General features: G+C 55.3%; 16 protein-coding genes and 2 tRNA genes. 9 read left to right on the forward strand and 9 right to left on the reverse strand.

From position 1 onward, the window contains the following. The first annotated feature begins 227 nt into the window (after positions 1–227). The gene (locus L1047_RS16050) at positions 228–1,103 is read left to right on the forward strand and encodes a MerR family transcriptional regulator (RefSeq protein ID WP_268836745.1); all 876 of its coding nucleotides are present in this window, start codon (positions 228–230) and stop codon (positions 1,101–1,103) included. Between the two features lie 91 nt (positions 1,104–1,194). Here the strand turns inward: L1047_RS16050 and L1047_RS16055 are convergent, their stop codons facing one another. Continuing rightward, positions 1,195–2,262 carry a BMP family protein gene (locus tag L1047_RS16055; RefSeq protein ID WP_235280107.1) on the reverse strand — a complete coding sequence of 356 codons (1,068 nt, stop codon included), beginning with the start codon at positions 2,260–2,262 and terminating at the stop codon, positions 1,195–1,197. A 140-nt stretch (positions 2,263–2,402) separates the two neighbouring features. On the opposite strand from L1047_RS16055, the gene L1047_RS16060 reads away from it, so the two are divergent. The 5 genes from L1047_RS16060 to L1047_RS16080 all read left to right on the forward strand — a co-directional run bounded on the left by L1047_RS16060 (position 2,403) and on the right by L1047_RS16080 (position 6,989). Further along, positions 2,403–3,428: an isopenicillin N synthase family dioxygenase gene (locus tag L1047_RS16060; RefSeq protein WP_235280108.1), complete on the forward strand. Its 1,026-nt coding sequence runs from the start codon at positions 2,403–2,405 to the stop codon at positions 3,426–3,428. Between the two features lie 23 nt (positions 3,429–3,451). Then, positions 3,452–4,684, forward strand: a complete 1,233-nt coding sequence (locus tag L1047_RS16065; RefSeq protein WP_235280109.1) for an amidohydrolase family protein — start codon at positions 3,452–3,454, stop codon at positions 4,682–4,684. A gap of 100 nt (positions 4,685–4,784) precedes the next feature. Beyond that, positions 4,785–5,609 (forward strand): electron transfer flavoprotein subunit beta/FixA family protein, encoded by an 825-nt coding sequence (locus L1047_RS16070; protein ID WP_235280110.1) that lies wholly within the window; start codon positions 4,785–4,787, stop codon positions 5,607–5,609. 89 nt (positions 5,610–5,698) lie between these two features. Then, on the forward strand, positions 5,699–6,793 hold the full coding sequence (locus L1047_RS16075) for an electron transfer flavoprotein subunit alpha/FixB family protein (RefSeq protein WP_235280111.1): 1,095 nt from the start codon (positions 5,699–5,701) through the stop codon (positions 6,791–6,793). Positions 6,794–6,915: 122 nt separating this feature from the next. After that, positions 6,916–6,989, forward strand: a tRNA-Pro gene (locus tag L1047_RS16080). A gap of 256 nt (positions 6,990–7,245) precedes the next feature. On the opposite strand, the gene L1047_RS16085 is transcribed toward L1047_RS16080, so the two are convergent. The 8 genes from L1047_RS16085 to L1047_RS16120 all read right to left on the reverse strand — a co-directional run bounded on the left by L1047_RS16085 (position 7,246) and on the right by L1047_RS16120 (position 15,762). Further along, a tRNA-Val gene (locus tag L1047_RS16085) sits at positions 7,246–7,317 on the reverse strand. 44 nt (positions 7,318–7,361) lie between these two features. Then, positions 7,362–8,525, reverse strand: coding sequence for a GuaB3 family IMP dehydrogenase-related protein (locus tag L1047_RS16090; protein WP_235280112.1), 1,164 nt, complete (start codon positions 8,523–8,525; stop codon positions 7,362–7,364). 75 nt (positions 8,526–8,600) lie between these two features. Then, the gene (locus L1047_RS16095) at positions 8,601–9,344 is read right to left on the reverse strand and encodes a response regulator transcription factor (protein WP_235280113.1); all 744 of its coding nucleotides are present in this window, start codon (positions 9,342–9,344) and stop codon (positions 8,601–8,603) included. A gap of 50 nt (positions 9,345–9,394) precedes the next feature. Then, positions 9,395–10,081: a sensor histidine kinase gene (locus L1047_RS16100; RefSeq protein ID WP_235280114.1), complete on the reverse strand. Its 687-nt coding sequence runs from the start codon at positions 10,079–10,081 to the stop codon at positions 9,395–9,397. A 180-nt stretch (positions 10,082–10,261) separates the two neighbouring features. Beyond that, complete coding sequence (locus tag L1047_RS16105) at positions 10,262–11,797, reverse strand: sensor histidine kinase (protein ID WP_235280115.1); 1,536 nt, start codon at positions 11,795–11,797, stop codon at positions 10,262–10,264. 88 nt (positions 11,798–11,885) lie between these two features. Beyond that, positions 11,886–12,872, reverse strand: a complete 987-nt coding sequence (locus tag L1047_RS16110; protein WP_235280116.1) for a pentapeptide repeat-containing protein — start codon at positions 12,870–12,872, stop codon at positions 11,886–11,888. A 131-nt stretch (positions 12,873–13,003) separates the two neighbouring features. Continuing rightward, positions 13,004–14,611 (reverse strand): hypothetical protein, encoded by a 1,608-nt coding sequence (locus tag L1047_RS16115; RefSeq protein ID WP_235280117.1) that lies wholly within the window; start codon positions 14,609–14,611, stop codon positions 13,004–13,006. A gap of 224 nt (positions 14,612–14,835) precedes the next feature. Then, positions 14,836–15,762 (reverse strand): CoB--CoM heterodisulfide reductase iron-sulfur subunit B family protein, encoded by a 927-nt coding sequence (locus L1047_RS16120; RefSeq protein WP_235280118.1) that lies wholly within the window; start codon positions 15,760–15,762, stop codon positions 14,836–14,838. Positions 15,763–15,852: 90 nt separating this feature from the next. On the opposite strand from L1047_RS16120, the gene mnmE reads away from it, so the two are divergent. The 3 genes from mnmE (at position 15,853) to L1047_RS16135 (ending at position 18,404) form a co-directional block, all read left to right on the forward strand. Beyond that, positions 15,853–17,232 (forward strand): tRNA uridine-5-carboxymethylaminomethyl(34) synthesis GTPase MnmE, encoded by a 1,380-nt coding sequence (mnmE, locus tag L1047_RS16125; protein WP_235280119.1) that lies wholly within the window; start codon positions 15,853–15,855, stop codon positions 17,230–17,232. A gap of 137 nt (positions 17,233–17,369) precedes the next feature. Beyond that, positions 17,370–17,870, forward strand: coding sequence for a DNA starvation/stationary phase protection protein Dps (gene dps, locus L1047_RS16130; protein ID WP_235280120.1), 501 nt, complete (start codon positions 17,370–17,372; stop codon positions 17,868–17,870). Positions 17,871–17,885: 15 nt separating this feature from the next. Further along, a complete protein-coding gene (locus tag L1047_RS16135) occupies positions 17,886–18,404 on the forward strand; it encodes a tetratricopeptide repeat protein (protein ID WP_235280121.1) in 519 nt (172 codons plus the stop codon). Positions 18,405–18,444 lie beyond the last annotated feature (40 nt).

Genomic DNA, 18,444 nt, shown 5'->3' on the forward strand with positions numbered 1-18,444 from the left:
GCTCGGAAAGAAGCCCGCGCTCTATGCGTTGGCACAAGCCTGCCCTAGGCACAGCATGAGCGTCGGGAGTAGTTCACGACAAATCACCCATAATCGCAGGAATTGAGGTGGGGATCCCTTGCAAAGATAGAACTACGGTTTCAGGCAACAATCTAATAGGAACTTTGGATCTATCCTGCTCTGGAAGGACAGTAGGTTAGTGGGATCCCGTAATCACCTTCGGTTCCATGCTCAAGATTGGCGATTTTTCCCGGCTCGGTCAGGTTTCAGTCCGAATGTTGCGTCACTATGACCAGATGGGGCTGATCAAACCCGCCTATGTGGATCCCGACTCCGAATATCGTTACTACAGCCTGGAGCAGTTGCCGCGTTTGCATCGCATCCTGGCTCTTAAGGATCTGGGGCTGTCCTTGGAACAAATTGAGACGGCGCTGCAAACAGATCTCGCCCCAGGGCAACTGAAGGAGATGTTGGCCCTCAAGCAAGCAGAACTTAGCCAACAGGTGGCAGAGACCCAAATCCGCTTGCAACGGGTGGCCTCACGTTTGGCCCAGCTGGAAACTGAGGCTGTGGTTTCTCCCTATGAGGTGGTGCTGCGTGCTGTACCGGAGAGGGTGCTCGCCTCGATTCGGCGGGTTGTGCCCACCCTGATGGATATGCCTGCCTACCGTTGCGGAGCCTCAGATGAACTCTATGCTTGGCTGGATAAACAGCATTTGCAACCCTGTGGGCCGGAGATGGTGCTCTACCACTTCGTGGAATACACCGAAACCGATGTGGATATGGAGTTCGGGATCCCGGTGCAGCCGCGCCCGGGGTTGACTTTCAGGGATCCCATACAACTGGCCTCACTACCAGCAGTGGATCAAATGGCCTGCGTTATTCACACGGGTTCCCTGTGGGATGTGGGTCTGGCGATCACAGCTCTATTTACCTGGATGGGACGTAATGGTTATGCTAGCGCCGGCAGCTTTCGGGAGGTGCATCTGTTTGGTAAAGAAACCGAAAAGACCGCCAGGGAACCTGTGGTGGTTGAGTTGCAGCTGCCAGTAGTTTCCCAATCCATCCATCTTCAAAGAGCATCTCAGAGTCGGGAAGCATAGATACAGCTCTGGTGCGGGTTGCCTACAACAATGCTTGTACCCTTGAACTTGTGCCCTTGAAGGAGTGTAGAAGTGAGAACTCATCCCATCCTCAGTCTGGCTGGAAAGGAACCTCCAGTTCGCCAGCAATCATCTTTTCCTGGGTCTCTTCATAAAGAGTTAGGGCTTCAGGGCTAATTTGGGTTTGAAAGTTGGGATTAATAGATAACTGAATTACATTTTCAGAAACGCCTAAGGCATAATATTTATTCGCATAGTTATCGGATTTAATATCGATTAGCATTTGTCGGAAGAGAGGCTCGGTATTCCAAACAATGCTGGCAACCACCACCTCTGGCCCAATGTCAGTCATATCCCGCACATAGCCAATTCCAAATCCATCCACTTCCTTAGCAGCTTCAATGGATGCCCAGGTTGGCCCTTGGCCACAACCAATCCAAAAGTCTACACCAGTTTCCGCTTGAGCCAGAGCAGCTTCTTTAGCTCGGCCCACATCATACCAATCCCCAACGCCAACATCGGTAAGGCTAGCCTCTGGATTGACCTGCTGAGCTCCTAATAAAAAGGCATTGCCCATCGCTTTGCAAACCGGAATTTCAAAGCCGTAGAGAGCCCCCAATTGACCTGTGGAGGAAAGATCTCCAGCCAGGATCCCTGCTAAGTAGGCTGCTTCGAAAAAAGGTTGGTCGTAGTCGGCAACATTTTCGCTAAATCTTCCAATTCCCGCTTCCCACGCGAAATTGACATCTGGAAATTCCTCAGCAACGGCAAAAATAGCATCCTGATGATTAAAAGAATGCCCAATAATCAGATCAAAATCTTGTTCCGCATATTGACGGATTACCCGCTCAGCGTCTGGATCGGGAATTTGCTCGAGAATCACGACTTCAACACCTAAGTCCTTCAGCTCTGCTGCCCCTTCAGCTCCTGCTTCATTCCAAGATCCATCGTTGGCGGATCCACCGAGGATAAGTGCCAGCTTCATGCCGGCAATATCGGGTTTGACTTCACTCAGAACTGGAGCGATCCGGCTGTTGAGCAATATTGTTAAAAACAGTAGCAGGAGCCCTAGCTTTTCGAGGCCTGCGTTTGAACAGAGCTTGAGAAACCTAGAGAGATTATGGCTCGCAGGATTCTCGGGCAAAGTAAACCGTTTCATAGCTCTACTGCTCCCGTACTATTCTCGAAGCGGCACGATTCTTGCATTGCAAGCAAATCGTTATTGTATCTGTCGGCACAAAACCTAAGTGGCTTCTCCCATAGCGTGTTCATCTGGAAGCCTACCTCAATTTCTGGGTTATGCCTGAGACTGTTACGCAAACTCCCATGCTTTCTGCCGCTCAAGGGATCCCTTGCGTGATCCCCTGCGTCGATATCGCCCCTTTTTTGAATGAAATGGACAAGGCCGGGGTTGCTCGTGAGTTTGGCAAAGCGTTAGAAGAAATAGGGTTTGTGGTGATTACCGGGCATGGGATCCCTGAAACTCTATCCCAAGAGACTTATCGGCAGGCAATAGCCTTCTTTGATCTTTCTTTGGAGAAAAAACTAGAGGCAACCCTTCCGGATCGTATGGCCAATCGAGGCTATATTCCTTTAGGAATTGATAGCGTGGCTGCCACACGAAATGAACAAACTCCACCGGATTTGTGTGAAGCATTAATGTTTGTCAATTTGGTTAGAGAAAATCCTGATCGATTTCAAGTCGGCATCGATCCAGATTCTGGCAATCTTTGGCCGATGGATCCCGCTGTTTTAAGAGCATCTTTTTTGAACTTTAGTCAGGCTTTGTTGGGCCTCAGCCATACCTTAATGCGTATCAGTGCCTTGGCTTTAGATTTGCCAGAAGAGTATTTCCTCCCCTTCCTAGAACCCAATGGAGGAGTGTTGCGAGCTGTTCACTACCCGGATCAACAGGAGAAACCTTTACCAGGGCAACTTCGATACGGCGCACATTCTGACTATGGGGGTCTCACGATTCTGTTGCAGGATCAGGCCCCAGGTGGGCTACAGGTGTGTTTACGATCTGGGGAGTGGGTGGATGTGAAACCTTTGCCCAACTCTTTTGTCATCAATGTTGGGGATTTGATCGCCCGTTGGACCAATGATCGTTGGCGTTCCACGCTGCATCGAGTTATTAACCCACCCAGAAATCTCTCGGGATCCACCCGGCGACTTTCCCTGGTTTATTTCACAGGGCCACGGGCAGATGCTTGGATTGAGTGTTTGCCGACTTGCCAAAGTGAGAGCAATCCACCGCGCTATGAAGCTGTGAGAGCTGGAGAATATATTCGCAGCAAAATTGAGGCATCTGTTGTAAAAGCGTAAGCCCTTCTCAGGAATATTGGAGCATGAAAAAATCCAGGTTGGTTCTAGTGAATGGTGTACTTGCCGATGGAACACCAGCCGGTGTTGCTGTGGATCCCGTTGGTGGAGTGATTGCAGCAGTAGGCTCTGTCGCACTTTTCCCAGAAGATGAAAAAATCGATTGTACAGGAATGGTGATCTTACCAGCCGCAGCCGAGCCTCATGCCCACCTGGATAAGGCTTTATCTTCTCGCCTTGTGCCCGCTATGCCTGTAGATTTGGCGGCTGCCGTGGCAGATTGGCATCACATTTGGCCCACCTTAACCCACGAAGATCTAGTGCAACGGGCTAGTGAATCGGTAGAAGCCATGGTGATACGCGGAGTGACAGCGATTCGCAGTCATGTTGACATTGGCTCGGGTGTGGGCTTGCGGGGGTTGCGGGCACTCAAGGATGTGAAAGAGCAATACCGGGATCTGGTGGATTTGCAGATCGTGGGCTTGATTGCTCATCCGCTGGTGGGGGATGAAGGAGCGGAACATCGCGCCCTCCTGGAGGAAGGTATTGAAGAAGGCTTGATGGATGTGGTGGGGGGCAGTCCAGACTTGGCTCCGGATCCTGTTGAGACCACTCGAGTTTCGGTGGTGGCGGCGGCTCGCAGTGGCTTGCCTCTGGATCTGCATACGGATCAAACTGTGGATCCTGACTTTTTCTATCTACCGGAAATGGTGCGGCTGGTTCAGGAATACGGAGTGAAAAACGTTGTGGCTAGCCATTGCATCAGTTTGGCGACCCAACCGGAGGCTGTCCAGGAGAAGGTGGCGGCTGAAGTGGCCGAGGCGGGGATAGCGGTTACCACGATGCCTTTGACCAGCTTGTTTTACTTCGGATGGGATCAGCCGGTTGCGCCTCCACGGGGGGTAACTGCCATCGCCAAACTAGAAGCAGCCGGGGTGGTGGTGGCTGCTGGAGCCGACAATGTTCGGGATCTGTTCTTTCCCTATGGCCGTTTTGATCCGGTGGAGACGGCAACGGTTTTGGGGATGGTGGCCCACTTCACGCCTGAGCATGTTTGGGATCTGTGTTCTCGTGCAGCTCGCAAGGCGATGGGCTTGCCAGAGATGACTTTGGCTCCCGGCTCTCCTGCTGAGCTGTTGGTTATTCAAGGGCGGCATTTGACGGATGCTCTCGCAGATGGAAGTGAACGGCGGATTGTCCTTCATCGTGGGCGGGTGGTGGCCAATACCTCTGTTCAAAAACAATTGATTCGGGCTTGAACGCATCCTCTGGCTCTGATCCCGAAAAAAAGCTGAATAAGCCGATGTTGCTCAGGGATCCCTTCTAGCCTAGAGGGGGTCACTGTGGGGGCGCTTACCCTTGGAAAGTTTTGTCCTGATCAAGCAGGTTCCGGATCAAAGTTCGAAAGCGGGCATCAACAGCGATGGCACCATCGATCGGGCCAAAGCCAAGCGTATGTTGAACCCTTTCGATCGCTATGCCCTAGAAGCGGCCTTACAAACCAAGCGGCAACATGGAGCTAGGGTAACCGCCATCACTATGGGGCCCCCGCCCGCGATGGAAATTCTCTACGAAGCCATTGCCCATGGGGCGGATCGGGGCATTTTGATGACAGATCGCCGACTGGCGGCATCGGACACCTTGGCTACGGCCTATACCCTAGCGCAGACGGTACGTTACGCGGGCTCCCCGGATTTGATCTTCTGTGGCTTACAGACCACCGACGGTGACACGGCCCAAGTAGGGCCCCAACTGGCGGAGCGGCTCGGGATCCCGCAGGTAACCTACTGCGAGGCCTTCGAGATTCGGGATGGCATTCTCCTGGCGCGGCGGGCGATTGAAGGGGGATCCCAAACGGTGACGGTGTCCCTACCAGCTCTGGTGACGGTTGCCAATTCTGCCCAACGCCTGGCCTACCAAACCCTGCGAGGTGCCCGACGGGTACAACATCTGATGCGGGACGAAGCGGCGCGGGCTGAGGTAATTCAAATCATCAATTTGGACGATGTGGGCGCGGATCCGGAACGCTGTGGTCTGAAGGGATCCCCGACCATCGTGGCGGCTACGGAAAAAGTGGGAGAAATTGGCGGCAATTGCCAAGTCTTTCAAGGACAATCGGTTCCTAGCTTGGTGAAAAGCCTGAGGGAGGCCGCCTCCATCTCCAGCTACATAGGAGCAGGATAGTCGGAAGGTTCATTGGGTTCATTGTTGTTAAATCTTGTTCAATCAAAGCCATCCAGTCCAATATCTATCCTTGTGGGAGTTGCAGTTCTATGGTTCAGAAGCGGGTTTTGATCTTCGCCGAGCAGGTGAACGGGGAATTGCAGCCGATTGGTCTGGAGCTGTTGGGCTCGGGTCGTTTGCTAGCTGATAAATTAGGGGCCACCCTGAGTGCGCTGGTTCTGGGATCCAATATTGCCCACCTGTCGTCAACCCTGATTGGCCATGGAGCCGATGAAGTGTTTTTGGCGGATCATCCCGAACTGGCTCAATACCGCACGTTGCCCTATCGTCGGGTGATTACCGACTTGATCAAAAGCTGGCCACAGCCTCCCCACATCATCCTGCTGGGATCCACCACCACGGGTCGGGACTTAGCCCCCCGGTTGGCTGCCTATTTGGAAACTGGCTTGACAGCCGATTGCACCGAGCTGGATATTGGCCCCTTCGAGTATTCCAACAGCAAAGACCCGAGCAAGTCTGGTCTCTTCCCCAATTGCTTGTATGCGATTCGGCCCAGCTTCGGGGAATCCCTGAAGGCGCGTATTCTTGGCCCCTGGAAAAACCCACAAATGGCTACGGTACGTCCGGGGGTAATGGTGCCGCTGGCTTGGAATGGATCCCGTCGGGGCGAGGTCTTTCAGGTGCCGGTTCAATTGGATCCTAGCGACTTGAGTTTGCAGATTGTCGAGACTGTGCGCAATCTTTCCCAGGCGATCGATCTAACGCGGGCGGAGGTAATCGTCTCGGGCGGCTATGGGTTGGGTTCGCCAGAAGGGTTTGAGTTGATGGAGCAGCTTGCAGCTTGTTTTCCCAACAGCGCCGTCGGTTCCTCCCGCAAAGCAGTGGATTCTGGCTGGATCCCTTATGCTCACCAGGTGGGTCAAACTGGCAAAACTGTACGTCCACAGATCTATATCGCTTGCGGTATTTCTGGGGCGATCCAACACCGCGTCGGCATGGATAAATCTCAAACCATCATCGCCATTAATAAAGACAGTTCTGCCCCCATCTTTAAATTTGCCCATTACGGCATCGTCGGGGATCTCTATCAGGTGGTACCGGAGATGATCCGACAACTGCAACAGGGCCAACCCCAGCCTCAAGCCAGCCCCAGTGAACGGATCCCGGTTTTGCAAGGGCAGTGAGAATGGTTGCAATCGGATGTATGCCTGGTCTCCAGATGGGTTAGATCTTTTGAGCATATCGCTAGAGCAAGACTCGTGTAGCCTCACCCTGCTTTGGTATGATGCTATGATGAGCTACTCATCGGGATGTAGCGCAGCTTGGTAGCGCACTTCGTTCGGGACGAAGGGGTCGCAGGTTCGAATCCTGTCATCCCGATAAGGATCAAAAGCTTGCATGGCAAGCCATTTCAACGATTTCTCCCTCTTGTTGGAGCACAAAGATGCTTCATATGGGACTCCGCAGCTTTCACCAGCCCGCTGCGTTGGGGTTGTTAGGCCGCTTAGTTACCCATTAGCTCTCAATCCAGCTCCGTCTGCCGATGGAGCCCCCAAAGCTAGTCAGGGACAGAAAAAGCCCCCATCAAGCTAGAAGCTTGTTGCTACGCAACGCTTAGGCGACTGAGAAAAAAAGATGGGCGGTACTGGATTTGAACCAGTGACATCCTGCTTGTAAGGCAGGCGCTCTACCGCTGAGCTAACCGCCCAAGCGAGGAATCCCAGTTTATTGAGTCTAGCATCCGTTGTGAGGCTATTTCCCCATACCCAGGCTTTGGGCTTTCTGATAAACCTTGCCTTCTGTAAGCAGGGAGGGAGCAATACAAATGTCCACCTGCTGCATTTCCTTGAGATTGGCAGCACCCAGGGTAGCCATGCTGGTGCGCAGTGCGCCCAAGAGGTTATGGGTGCCATCGTCCAGACGGGCGGGGCCACGCAAGATCTCTTCCAACGTGCCGGTGGATCCCACCTGAATACGAGTGCCACGGGGCAATACGGGGCTGGGAGTGGCCATTCCCCAGTGAAAACCGCGACCAGGAGCTTCTTTGGCACGGGCCAAGGGGGATCCAATCATCACCGCATCGGCACCACAGGCAATGGCTTTGCAAATATCTCCACCGGTTACCAATCCGCCATCGGCAATCACGGGAACATAGGTACCCGTCTGGGCCAAGAACTGCTCCCGCGCCGCTGCACAATCAGCTACAGCAGTGGCTTGAGGCACCCCTACCCCCAAGACTCCACGGGAAGTGCAAGCGGCACCAGGGCCAATGCCCACCAGTACACCAGCGGCTCCCGCTTGCATCAGTTCTAGGGTGACATCGTAGGTGACGCAGTTACCCACCACTACCGGAATCGGCATCGAGTGACAAAACTGGGCCAGATCCAGCAAATCTAGCCCTGCTGGGGCTTTGTGGTGAATAGAAACCACCGTGGCTTGCACAAAAAACAGATCTCCACCAGCTTCGGCAACCAAAGGGCCATATTGAGCGGCATTGGCGGGCACACTACTGGCAGCCGCAATTCCACCGCTGGTTTTAATTTGCTGGATGCGCTCTTGGATCAGGGCCGCTTTGACAGGTTCGCTGTAGAGGCGCTGCATCAGGGGTACAAATTCGTCTTTGCCCACAGCGGCGATCTTGTCCAACACCTCATCTGGATCCGCGTAGCGGGTTTGGATCCCATCCAGGTTGAGCACCCCAAACGCTCCCAGTTCCGAGAGTAGGATGGCCATTTTGACATCTACCACACCATCCATGGCGCTGGCGATAATCGGGATTTGCCGTTGGATCCCTCCCAATGTGAAGTGGGTATCCACCAAACTGGGATCCAGCGTCCGCCTGCCCGGAGCCAGGGCAATCTCATCCAGCCCATAAGCCCGTCTGACCTGCCGATTATGGCCCAGTTGAATGTCCATTGTTGTCCTGTTCTGTGGATCCCTTGTTTTCATGATGCCGCTAAGGGGTGATCCAACGCCAGTGCCGAGCCCGATTCAGAAGCTGATGAGACCATAGGTAAGGGCGTAGCGAACCAACTCTGTGCGGCTGCTGGTACCAGTTTTGTTCAGCAACCGGGTCACGTATTTCTCTACATTGCGCACGCTGGTTTGCAGTTGTTTGGCAATCTCTTTGTTCATGAGTCCTTCTGCTACCTTCTCCAACACCTGCTGTTCTCGCGGCGTAAACTCCACCTTGATCGGCGGGGGCAAGGGAGTAGAGGCAGGGGGATGAGGGGAACTATCCAAAACTGAGGCCCGCTCCGACAGCAAGGCGCGAATTGAGGCTAGCTCCCGCGCTACTATCTCCGAAGGATTGGCTGACCGGGAGCGCTCAAGCAGATTGGAGACGATGGCCACCAGCTCCTCAGGATCGAAGGGCTTGGGCAAATAGGCATCGACCCCGGCCCGATATCCCTGAATGCGATCAGCGGTCATGCCCTTGGCAGTTAGAAACACCACAGGTAGATGGCTATAGGGCTCTAGCTGCCGCAACTGCGCCAAAAATTGATAGCCGTCAATGCCCGGCATCATGATGTCGGAGATGATCAGTTGGGGCTGAGTGGTGCTAAGCAATTGCAGAGCCTGCTGAGGATGGGCAGCAGGGATCACCTCAAACCCGCTGTCTTCTAGGTAGGCTTGTACCGCATCCCGTAAACCCGGTTCATCGTCCACTAACATGACCCGTGCCGGTGCGGTCGCACCAGATGGCTCTGTGGGTCTTGGGGGGGTGGAGGGCATAACGTAGCTCCTACTGATTGCCGATTGATCTGTTTGGTTCCCTTGGTTCCCTAAGCCAGGGGTAAGCTCAGGTGAAAACAGGATCCCTGAGTAGAACTCTCCACCTCTAGCCGCCCCCCCATCTGAGTGGCAAGATCGCGGCTGATGGCCAGCCCTAATCCCTGCCCTGGCTTGGAGGGATCCGCCCGAAAAAAGGGAGCAAAAATACGCTCCAGATTCTCGGGGTGAATGCCGGGGCCGCTATCGCAAATGGACACTTCCACCATCGTGGGAGCGGTGTCGGGTTGCAGCTCAACCCTCAACTGAATTTGGCCAGGGCTAGGGGTGTACTTGCAGGCATTGTCGATCAGATTGTCCAGGATCTGCCGCAACGCCCGTGGATCCACCTGGATCAAAGGCAGGTGCGAGGGGATCTCCGCTTGAAAGTGGTGTCCCTGAGTTTCGGCCACAGCTTGATACACCGGGATCCACTCCCGCAGCAAATTGCCTAGAGAGAGAGGCTGTACCTGCAGGGGGGCCGGGATCCCATCCGAGCGCTCAAATTCCAGCAGCAAATCCTGTAAATGCTTGCACTCCTGTTCAATGCTGAGGCCAATCCAGTGGTTGCGATCCTCTGGGGGCAGGCGTTTCTGCAACAACTTGGCCAAGGTATTTAAGGCGGTCAAGGGATTGCGCACCTCGTGTAACAAGGTAGAGAGCTGCCGCGAAGAGCGTGTCATGGCTGAAGGTGTTGTCAAGGGATCCCCTCCCTCCTCAGCTCCCCATGCGGACTCTGGCTCTCGCGCTTGTTCAACACCTTTCCTGACTCTTGGCATGGACAACCATCTCTCGATTACCTAGCCCTTGATCTAGCAGATCGATCCTAGCCACATCTCCCCTCTGATCCGCCACTTTTGTCGGGATCCCAGCCCAGAGGTTTAGATCTGACGGGGCAAGTAGATGTTGAGGATCTCCCCCTGATGGGCGCGATGGCGCACGGTTAAATAGCCCCCTAAGGCTCGAAACAGGGTTTGGGTGACCGGAATGCTGAGGCTGACCGCGCCCGTATCCGGTTGCAATACCAACAATTGACCAATGGCCTGTGGGGATCTGAGTTCTGTGGCGGTAGCAGGGATCCCGCCCTCTGGAGTATCCACCTGAAACTGGAGTTTGACCAAATCCCCAGCGCTGACCAGTTGGGCGCGAATATGGCTGCCAGCCGGTGTACTGCGGGCGATGCGGTCGATCATGCCAAACAGTACCGCTTCCAACGCCTTCGGATCGCTGACCACATCCGGCAACTCATCGGAAATCTCCAGATCAAACTGGGATCCCCGTCGTTCCACCTGCTCCTGCCAGCGGGGTAGGTTTTGTCGCACCAAATCCACCAAGGCAATCGGCTCCAACTGTAACCGGCGCCCCTCCCGTGCCTTGGCGGCAGGCATCACCGTTTCGGTAGCTTGGAAGAACAAGCCGAAGCGGTTGATTTGCTCGGTACACTCGCGGTCGATCTTCTCGGCATAGTCCCGCACCCGTGGGGGGAGATCGGGCTGTTTCAAAATCAAGCTAGCCAGGGTGCGAATGGTACTGAGGGGGGTTTGCACCTCGTGAATCAGAGCCCGCAACAGTTCCGCCTCAGATAGGCCGCTCTGCTGACCCGAAGACAAGTCATGGGCGGAGGAGTCCAGGGAAGCAGGCTGGGAGGGGGATGGGGTCGCCATCCGCTGCTCCACATCTTCTGTGGATGCTCTGGGTTCTGGGGAAGCCTCTAGCTCCGTCTTGGCCGGGGGCAAGCAAGCGGGCTGGGATCCCAACTCTGCCAAGTTCCCCAAGAGCAATAAACTGCTAAACCGTGCCAAAACCCGTACATGGGGATCCATCAGCGGATATTGCTTGGCTAAGCTCTGCCACAAGGGCAACCGATCCGGTCGGCCCTGCTGAACCCGCTGCTCCAAGCTCTGCCAGGCCCGCTGCACCACCTCCGGCTCAAAGGAGATCATCATGCCCGCCTGCCGCGTATGGGGGTGATGCCCTTGGGCGGCTACTGCCGAAAAAACAGGGGTGAGTACCAGCAAAAAAGGCTCCTGTACCAGCGGATCCCGAGACAATAGGGGAATCACCGTCTGACCGGGGGTCAAGATCGATTCTGGCGACAGATCGGGGGTAAACAGCCAGGGGGCTTCTCGGGCCGGATCCCGTAGTTTCAGGGCGGTTTTCAGCGTGTCGATGCGCACCGGCAGTTGTGGCAAGGAATCTTTGCTGGCCGGATCCTGGCCAGCCCATACTACCCAAGGAGGTAACCAAGAGACTGGCCCACTGAGAACCACCCCAAACTGCCCTACCTCCTGCCACAGTTGCACCAGGGCAGCCACTGTCTGCTGCCAAGACCGTTCCCCCGCAGCCGGCAACCACTCCGGCAAAGGCAAATCAGCCCACAGCGACTGCAACAAAGATGGCAAGCGATAGCTGTTCACGGATCCCTCTAGCCCTCCCCTCAGGGTAGCGGGTTCAGTCGTGGCCTAGCAGGGGAAAACCTCACCCTGATTAGGGTGGATCCCCGCCTCAATTCACCCGTCCATCCGGCATGGTTGTCCCCTGCAAGTTAGCCCCAATCAAGTTGGCTGTGCTCAGATCGGCGCGGGTTAGCATTGCACAGCTGAGATCAGCATTTTCTAAATTGGTACGACCCAGATAGGCGTCCACCAAGCTGGCATATCTCAAATCTGCCCCTGCCAGATTAGCCCGGCTTAGATCCGCCCGTGCCAATTTGGCCGAATACAGACAACTGGCGGAAAGATCAGCCCCCCCCAAATCCGCCTCACTTAGGTTGGCCTCAGTCAGGTTGACTTGGCTCAGCATTCCCTCTTTTAGGTTCACTCGCGCCATCTGCACCCCCTGCATATCTGCCCCCAAAAAGGAAACCCCGCTCAGGTCAGCCTCGCTGAGGATTGCCCCGCGCAAACAGGCTTGCTGCAGATTGGCCCCACTCAGATTGGCCCCCAGCAAACTGGCCTCCCGCAGATTGGCCCCGCTCAAATCAGCCCGGGTTAAATCCGCCCCCGATAAATTGGCCCCACTCAGGTCAGCGCGGCTGAGATTAGCACTGCGCAACACTGCGTTACGACGGCTATCCAGACGGAAATTGGCTCCCCGCAAACAAGCTCCCAAGAGATTGGCACTGGTGAGGTTGACCCAGCGCAGATCCGCATCCAGAAGGTTGGCATCAATCAGCATAGCCAGCGTCAGGTTGGCTCCATGCAAATCCGCCCCCTGCAGGGTGGTGCCGTGCAGTTGGGCATCGCTGAGATCCGCATCGCTCAAATCCGCTTGGCTGAGGTTGGCCCCGCTTAACTTGGCCCCCACCAAAGTTGCCTTCTGCAACTTGACCCGCCCCAGATAAGCAAAAATCAGGTTGGTATTGTTCAGGTTGGCACTGGAGAGATCTACCCCGATCAGATCGGCTCGGCTCAGATCAAGAGCAGCAAAGTTTTCACCCGAGAAGTTGGTACGCCCTGACCGGTACAACCGGAGCAGATCTTTGGCATCCATAAGGTCTACCTAGCTTGCTCCCTTAGGTTACCGCCGCCGTAGCCCGTGGATATCATCCTCGCTGGTCAGATCCGACAATGTACGGATTTTGCCTGTTACCCCTCATCCCCCCACCTCAGGAGAGGCAGCCCTCAAGTTAGCCCAAACAGACGACGCTCTGCCTCTTCCATGCGATCTAGCAGGGCAGAAAATTTTGTGGAGATCTCTTCCACTTCATGCAAAAAGGTACGCAACGCCTGGTACTTCAAAAACAGGGCTTCTTCGAGGTTGTGGGTTTGGAACTGCTCATCCAAAGCATTGCCCAACTCACTCAAGGCATTTTCGATGCCGACTTTGATCGAGCCGATGTTGCGGCGTACCAAACGCATCACCTCTTGCTCCAACTGCGGCTTTTGTTGAGTCAGATCACTGGTGGCCAAAACTTGCCGCAAGGAAGAATAGGGATCCTCGAAATCGCTGGGCATCTCCGTCACCACCTCTGGCAGATCCGGCTGTACCAGGCGACGTTCCGATTGTTCCAGCTTTTTCAAAATGGCCATAAACGTCACTGCGGATCCCTCCACATCCTTCAAGAGGCCGCGCAGCACCTGGTGCTTCAGGGTGAGATACTGTTCCGGCTCCTCATCTTGTAGCCGTTCATCGAGGGCATTGCCCAGCTCACTGAGGGTGTTTTCGATGGTGGCCATGAGGGAGTTGGCGCTGCGATCCAATAGCTGCCGTGAGCGCTCGGGTAGCTGGTGTAGGTGGATGGGCGGGGGCGTCACAAAGCGGGGTCGGCTGGCAGGAGACGGTGGGGGAGTGGGGGCAGGGGGTTCCGGCACAGCAGGAGGTGGGACAACAGATGCTTCAGGCCAGGCATCCGCGCTGAGATAGGGATCATTTGGGTCGAGCGGCTCGCCTCCATCCATCTCTGGGTAGTCTGGAGTCCAGGGCTCAACCAAGGTGATGCGACTGGAGGCTTCCCCATTTAGCCAATCCAGATCCCCAGATGCGGTTTCAGCCGCCAATCCACTGCCAGCGGAGGGTTCGAGGGGCAAGTAAACATAAAGGGGCTTCATCATCTGCAGCAAGGCATTGGCCGCTTGGCCGTCCTGTTCGGGCTCTTGCAACTGCTGCACAGCCTGTTTCAGCCGCGTTTCCAGTTCTTCAGGTGAGTTGCAGGCATCGTAAAGCTCCTTTAGCAGGTCGTCGAAGTTGTAGCGTCGCAAAGCCGCCAACCCCTGCAGATTGGGTTCCAACTTGTGATGTAGGGCCGTAAATGCCACCAGCTTGGCCCGCAGAGGACTGGTCTGCCGCATCACCCCTGCCCTCAGCTCGAAGGGATCGTAGTCTTGTTTTTGCAGTTGCATCCCTCCATAGCCCAGCGGTAGAGCAGGCTGTGGTGCGACCCAAACTGGCGGATCCACAGGGGCTTGGAGAGGAGGGCCAGAATCGTTAGGAGACTGCTCCTGGTAAAAGGGTTGCAGCTTGCTGAGTACTATCTTGGCGATGCGGGCATATTCAGCTTTTTTGTTGATGTGGCTAATCGCCTCCCGAAAGCGCTGACCCAAGGACTCTAGGGTGGTGTGCTCGCGGCAAAGTTGCTCCAGCAGGCTTTTTAAGTCCACCTGGTTCAATTTATTGGCATCACTCTCCCAAGTGCTAGTACAGGTGAAATAAACGAGCTTTTTGACTCGGTCTGCATGCCCGCCCTGCTGCATTTCCTGCACGGCAAAGCTAAAGGGATCCGAGACTACCATAATGAAGAAGGCTGCCAGGCAGGAGTGAATGTATCTAATGTTACGCTAATTCTTCGGAGAGCACAGGTCACCTTGCCCGGCAGGATAGCACATCCTTCAGCCAATCGACCCTATTCAAAGTTTTCCCAGGGATCCCTTCGGTACTGAACTTTATTGGGAACTGATGTTCTGCCCAACCGCCCGTTGAACCTGTGCATCGAGGGTTGGCCAAGGGCGCAATCCCGTCACTGATATATCTTCTGCAATACCGTTTCCACCTGCACTACATGCCGATTGAGGCCCAGTTTTTCTGTCGGGATCCCCAGGGCTAAGCCCACCAACTGGGGTAGGTGCAGGATCGGGAGCCCCAGTTTGCGCCCGATCACCCCTTCCACCTCCGGCTGGCGAGAATCCAAATTGAGGTGGCACAAGGGACAGGGGGTAACCAAACAATCGGCTCCCGCTTCTAGGGCTTCCAACAAATGGCGGCCAGCCATTGTAAAAGACTGCTCCGGGGCATAGCTAGAAATGGGCCAGCCACAACATTGGGTGCGCCCTCGATACCAAACTGGGGTAGCCCCCAAACACTCGAATAGGTTCTCCATCGAACGGGGATCCTGAGCCAAATCAAAGCGAGCAATATCGTGAGTTCGCAGCAGATAACAACCGTAGAAAGCAGCACAGCGCAGCCCCTTGAGGGAGCGTTTTACCTGCTGTTGCAGTCGTTCCAGACCGTAATCGGAAACCAACATCCAAAGTAGGTGTCGTACATCGCCAGTGCCCTGATAGAGACTTTCGCAGCCTCCTTTCTGGCAGAGGGTTTCAATGTGGTGGAAATACTCCGGGTTGGCGGTTTTCGCCGCCCTCAGCTTCTCATTCACGCGACCCAAGACCCCCTGACAAGTGCTGCAATGGGTCAACATCGGCAACCCGAGCGCTTCTGCCAAGGCTAAATTGCGGGCATTCACCGTGTCTTCTAGCAGTTCCGATTCTTCCTTAAAGGTGCCGGATCCACAGCAGGAAGCGGATTCCAGCTCCACCAGCTCAATGCCCAAATGGCGGGTGATCTGCTCTGTGGAGTCGTACAGCTCCCGACAGGCTCCCTGGGCCACGCAGCCGGGATAGTAGGCATAGCGCAGCAACGGCTGAGAAGAAGAAGCAACAGCGTTCATGGAAGGAGAGCCAGGAGAAAATAACCAGTAGGGGCAATTCTAGCCAGTCTTGTCCCATCCCTGTCGGCTGCTTGCCTGTGACCCTACCCTATGGATGCAACCGCTCCTCTTGCCGATACGATTGCTGCCATTGCTACTGCGGTGGTACCCGAACAGGGCAGCGTTGGGATCGTGCGCCTTTCAGGATCCCAGGCCCTCTCCATCGCCCAGGCCATTTTTACCCCCGCCCGCCCCCAGCAGCGCTGGATCAGCCACCAAATGATCTACGGCTGGATCCGCGACGAAAAGGGGCAAACCCTGGACGAAGCTTTGGCGGTGTGGATGCAAGCGCCCCGTTCCTATACCCGTGAGGATGTGGTGGAATTGCATTGTCACGGAGGGATCATGGTGGTACAGGCGACGCTGCAGCAGTGTCTGCGACAGGGATCCCGTCTAGCCCAACCGGGGGAATTTAGCCTGCGTGCCTTCTTGAATGGCCGGATTGATCTCACCCAAGCTGAAAGTGTGGCGGATCTGGTGGCGGCCCGTTCCCCACAGGCGGCCCAAATGGCGCTGGCGGGCTTGCAGGGTAAGTTGGCGGAATCCATTCGCGCCCTAAGGCAACAGTTGCTGAGTTTATTGGCAGAGATCGAGGCCCGCCTCGACTTTGAAGAGGATCTGCCCCCTTTGGATATTCCGGATTGGCAAGAGCAAGTGCAGCAATGTCAAAGCCAGATACAAACTCTGTTGGCCACTGCAGCACGGGGAGAACTACTGCGTACCGGCCTTAAGGTCGCCATCGTCGGGCGCCCCAATGTGGGCAAATCCAGCCTGCTCAATGCCTGGTCGGGCCAGGATCGGGCCATCGTCACGGCTCTGCCGGGCACGACCCGTGATGTGGTGGAGTCCAATCTGGTAGTGCGAGGGATCCCGATACAACTACTGGATACCGCTGGCATTCGGGATACGGATGATCCGGTGGAACGGCTGGGGGTAGAACGCTCCACTCGCCTGGCGCAAGCAGCCGATATTTTAGTGCTGGTGATCGATGCACAGGTCGGCTGGACAGAAGCAGATGCCGCCATTTACGAGTCCATCCGCCATCGCCCCCTGATCCTGGTGGTCAACAAAACCGATCTGGCCCCCCTCGAAGGAATCTCCCTGCCCCCTGAAATTGCCTATCGCATCCCGACAGTGGCCGCCCAAGGAGAAGGGATCCCGGCCCTAGAAACCGCCGTCGAGCAGATTGCCTGCCAAGGTCGCCCGCAGCCCAACGTGGCCGTGAGCCTGAACCAACGGCAAGCTGCTGCCCTGATCCAAGCCCAAGCTAGCCTGGAACAGGTAGACAAATCCCTTCAGGAGCAGCTTCCCCTGGATTTTTGGACAATCGACCTACGCGCCGCCCTCCATGCCCTTGGACAAGTTACAGGCGAAGAAATCTCAGAGTCAGTCTTAGATCAAATCTTCAGCCGCTTCTGCATCGGCAAGTAGTCCCTTAGGCCCTAACTCATACTCATTCCGAGTTTGTGTTACTATGTTTTCAGTTGGCAGCAGCAGGCAGCCCTCCCGTAGGAGTCATCCCTGTTGTCAATATTCGATAATGGAAACTAATACCCAGGAGCTTGGTTATGTTAACCACCGCGAAAACCCGTCTATACTCCACCCACATCGATCTACCCGAAGACGCTCGTGTCGAACTGGTGGCCCTACTCAATCAGGCGCTTGCCAACACATTGGATCTGAAAACCCAGGTGAAACAAGCCCACTGGAACGTCAAGGGCATGAACTTCATCGCCCTGCACGAGATGTTTGATACCTTTGCCAGCACCCTGGAAGAATACGTCGATATGCTGGCAGAACGGGTCACTGCTTTGGGGGGGGTTGCGCGAGGCACCGCTCGTATTGTTGCTCAAACCTCCGCCCTGCCGGAATATGACCTAGCTGCCGAAGAAGGCCGGGATCACCTACAGGCCTTAGCCAGCCGCTATGGCCAGTACGCAGCAGCCACCCGCAGCAACATCGATCGCACTGCCGAACTGGGGGATGCGGATACCGCCGATCTGTTCACGGAAATCTCCCGCCAGATTGACAAAGATCTCTGGTTCATCGAGGCTCACTTACAGGCGTAATTCTGGGCAGGCACCATGGGCATGAATGCTCCGCTCCTTTACCTTTCTGCATTGGCTGGCATTCTCGGGGTGGCGGGCTTCTTCATCCTGCGGGAGGTGTTGCGGGTACGGGCACAAGAAAAAGTGCTCAACCAACTGCAACCCCGGCTCAGCAAAGAGAAGGGATCCCCGCAGGAGCATTACGAGCTGGGCAGTGTCTATCTGCAAAAGCGCCTTTACGATCAAGCTATTGCTCAGATGAAAAAGGCCCTAGAAGTGGCAGGAGAAGACATTCCCCCTGTCTGTAACGCCCTTGGTTTTGCCTATTTCAGCCAACAGCAATACGATTTGGCCATCCGCTACTACAAAGATGCGGTTACTGCAGATCCAGATTATGTGACCGCCTGGAATAATCTAGCCCATGCCTATGAGAAGAAAAATCTCTATGGATCAAGCCTAGAAGCCTACGAAACTGCCCTGAAATTGGACCCAAAGAATGCTGTGGCCAAACGCCGCTCGGACTCGCTGCGCAAACGCCTGCAACCGAACGCCTGAGGGGTTGATCTAAGTAGCCAGTCAGTAGCTAGGTTCTATC

The sequence above is a fragment of the Synechococcus sp. Nb3U1 genome, assembly GCF_021533835.1.
Classification (GTDB): Bacteria; Cyanobacteriota; Cyanobacteriia; order Thermostichales; family Thermostichaceae; genus Thermostichus.

Excerpts from the sequence above, each read along its gene's own strand:
- L1047_RS16135 (WP_235280121.1), top strand. The coding sequence starts at position 17,886 with ATGGGCATGAATGCTCCGCTCCTTTACCTTTCTGCATTGGCTGGCATT.
- L1047_RS16055 (WP_235280107.1), bottom strand. The coding sequence starts at position 2,262 with ATGAAACGGTTTACTTTGCCCGAGAATCCTGCGAGCCATAATCTCTCT.
- L1047_RS16110 (WP_235280116.1), bottom strand. The coding sequence starts at position 12,872 with ATGGATGCCAAAGATCTGCTCCGGTTGTACCGGTCAGGGCGTACCAAC.
- mnmE (WP_235280119.1), top strand. The coding sequence starts at position 15,853 with ATGGATGCAACCGCTCCTCTTGCCGATACGATTGCTGCCATTGCTACT.
- L1047_RS16065 (WP_235280109.1), top strand. The coding sequence starts at position 3,452 with ATGAAAAAATCCAGGTTGGTTCTAGTGAATGGTGTACTTGCCGATGGA.
- L1047_RS16090 (WP_235280112.1), bottom strand. The coding sequence starts at position 8,525 with ATGGACATTCAACTGGGCCATAATCGGCAGGTCAGACGGGCTTATGGG.
- dps (WP_235280120.1), top strand. The coding sequence starts at position 17,370 with ATGTTAACCACCGCGAAAACCCGTCTATACTCCACCCACATCGATCTA.
- L1047_RS16115 (WP_235280117.1), bottom strand. The coding sequence starts at position 14,611 with ATGGTAGTCTCGGATCCCTTTAGCTTTGCCGTGCAGGAAATGCAGCAG.
- L1047_RS16075 (WP_235280111.1), top strand. The coding sequence starts at position 5,699 with ATGGTTCAGAAGCGGGTTTTGATCTTCGCCGAGCAGGTGAACGGGGAA.
- L1047_RS16095 (WP_235280113.1), bottom strand. The coding sequence starts at position 9,344 with ATGCCCTCCACCCCCCCAAGACCCACAGAGCCATCTGGTGCGACCGCA.
- L1047_RS16060 (WP_235280108.1), top strand. The coding sequence starts at position 2,403 with ATGCCTGAGACTGTTACGCAAACTCCCATGCTTTCTGCCGCTCAAGGG.
- L1047_RS16120 (WP_235280118.1), bottom strand. The coding sequence starts at position 15,762 with ATGAACGCTGTTGCTTCTTCTTCTCAGCCGTTGCTGCGCTATGCCTAC.
- L1047_RS16050 (WP_268836745.1), top strand. The coding sequence starts at position 228 with ATGCTCAAGATTGGCGATTTTTCCCGGCTCGGTCAGGTTTCAGTCCGA.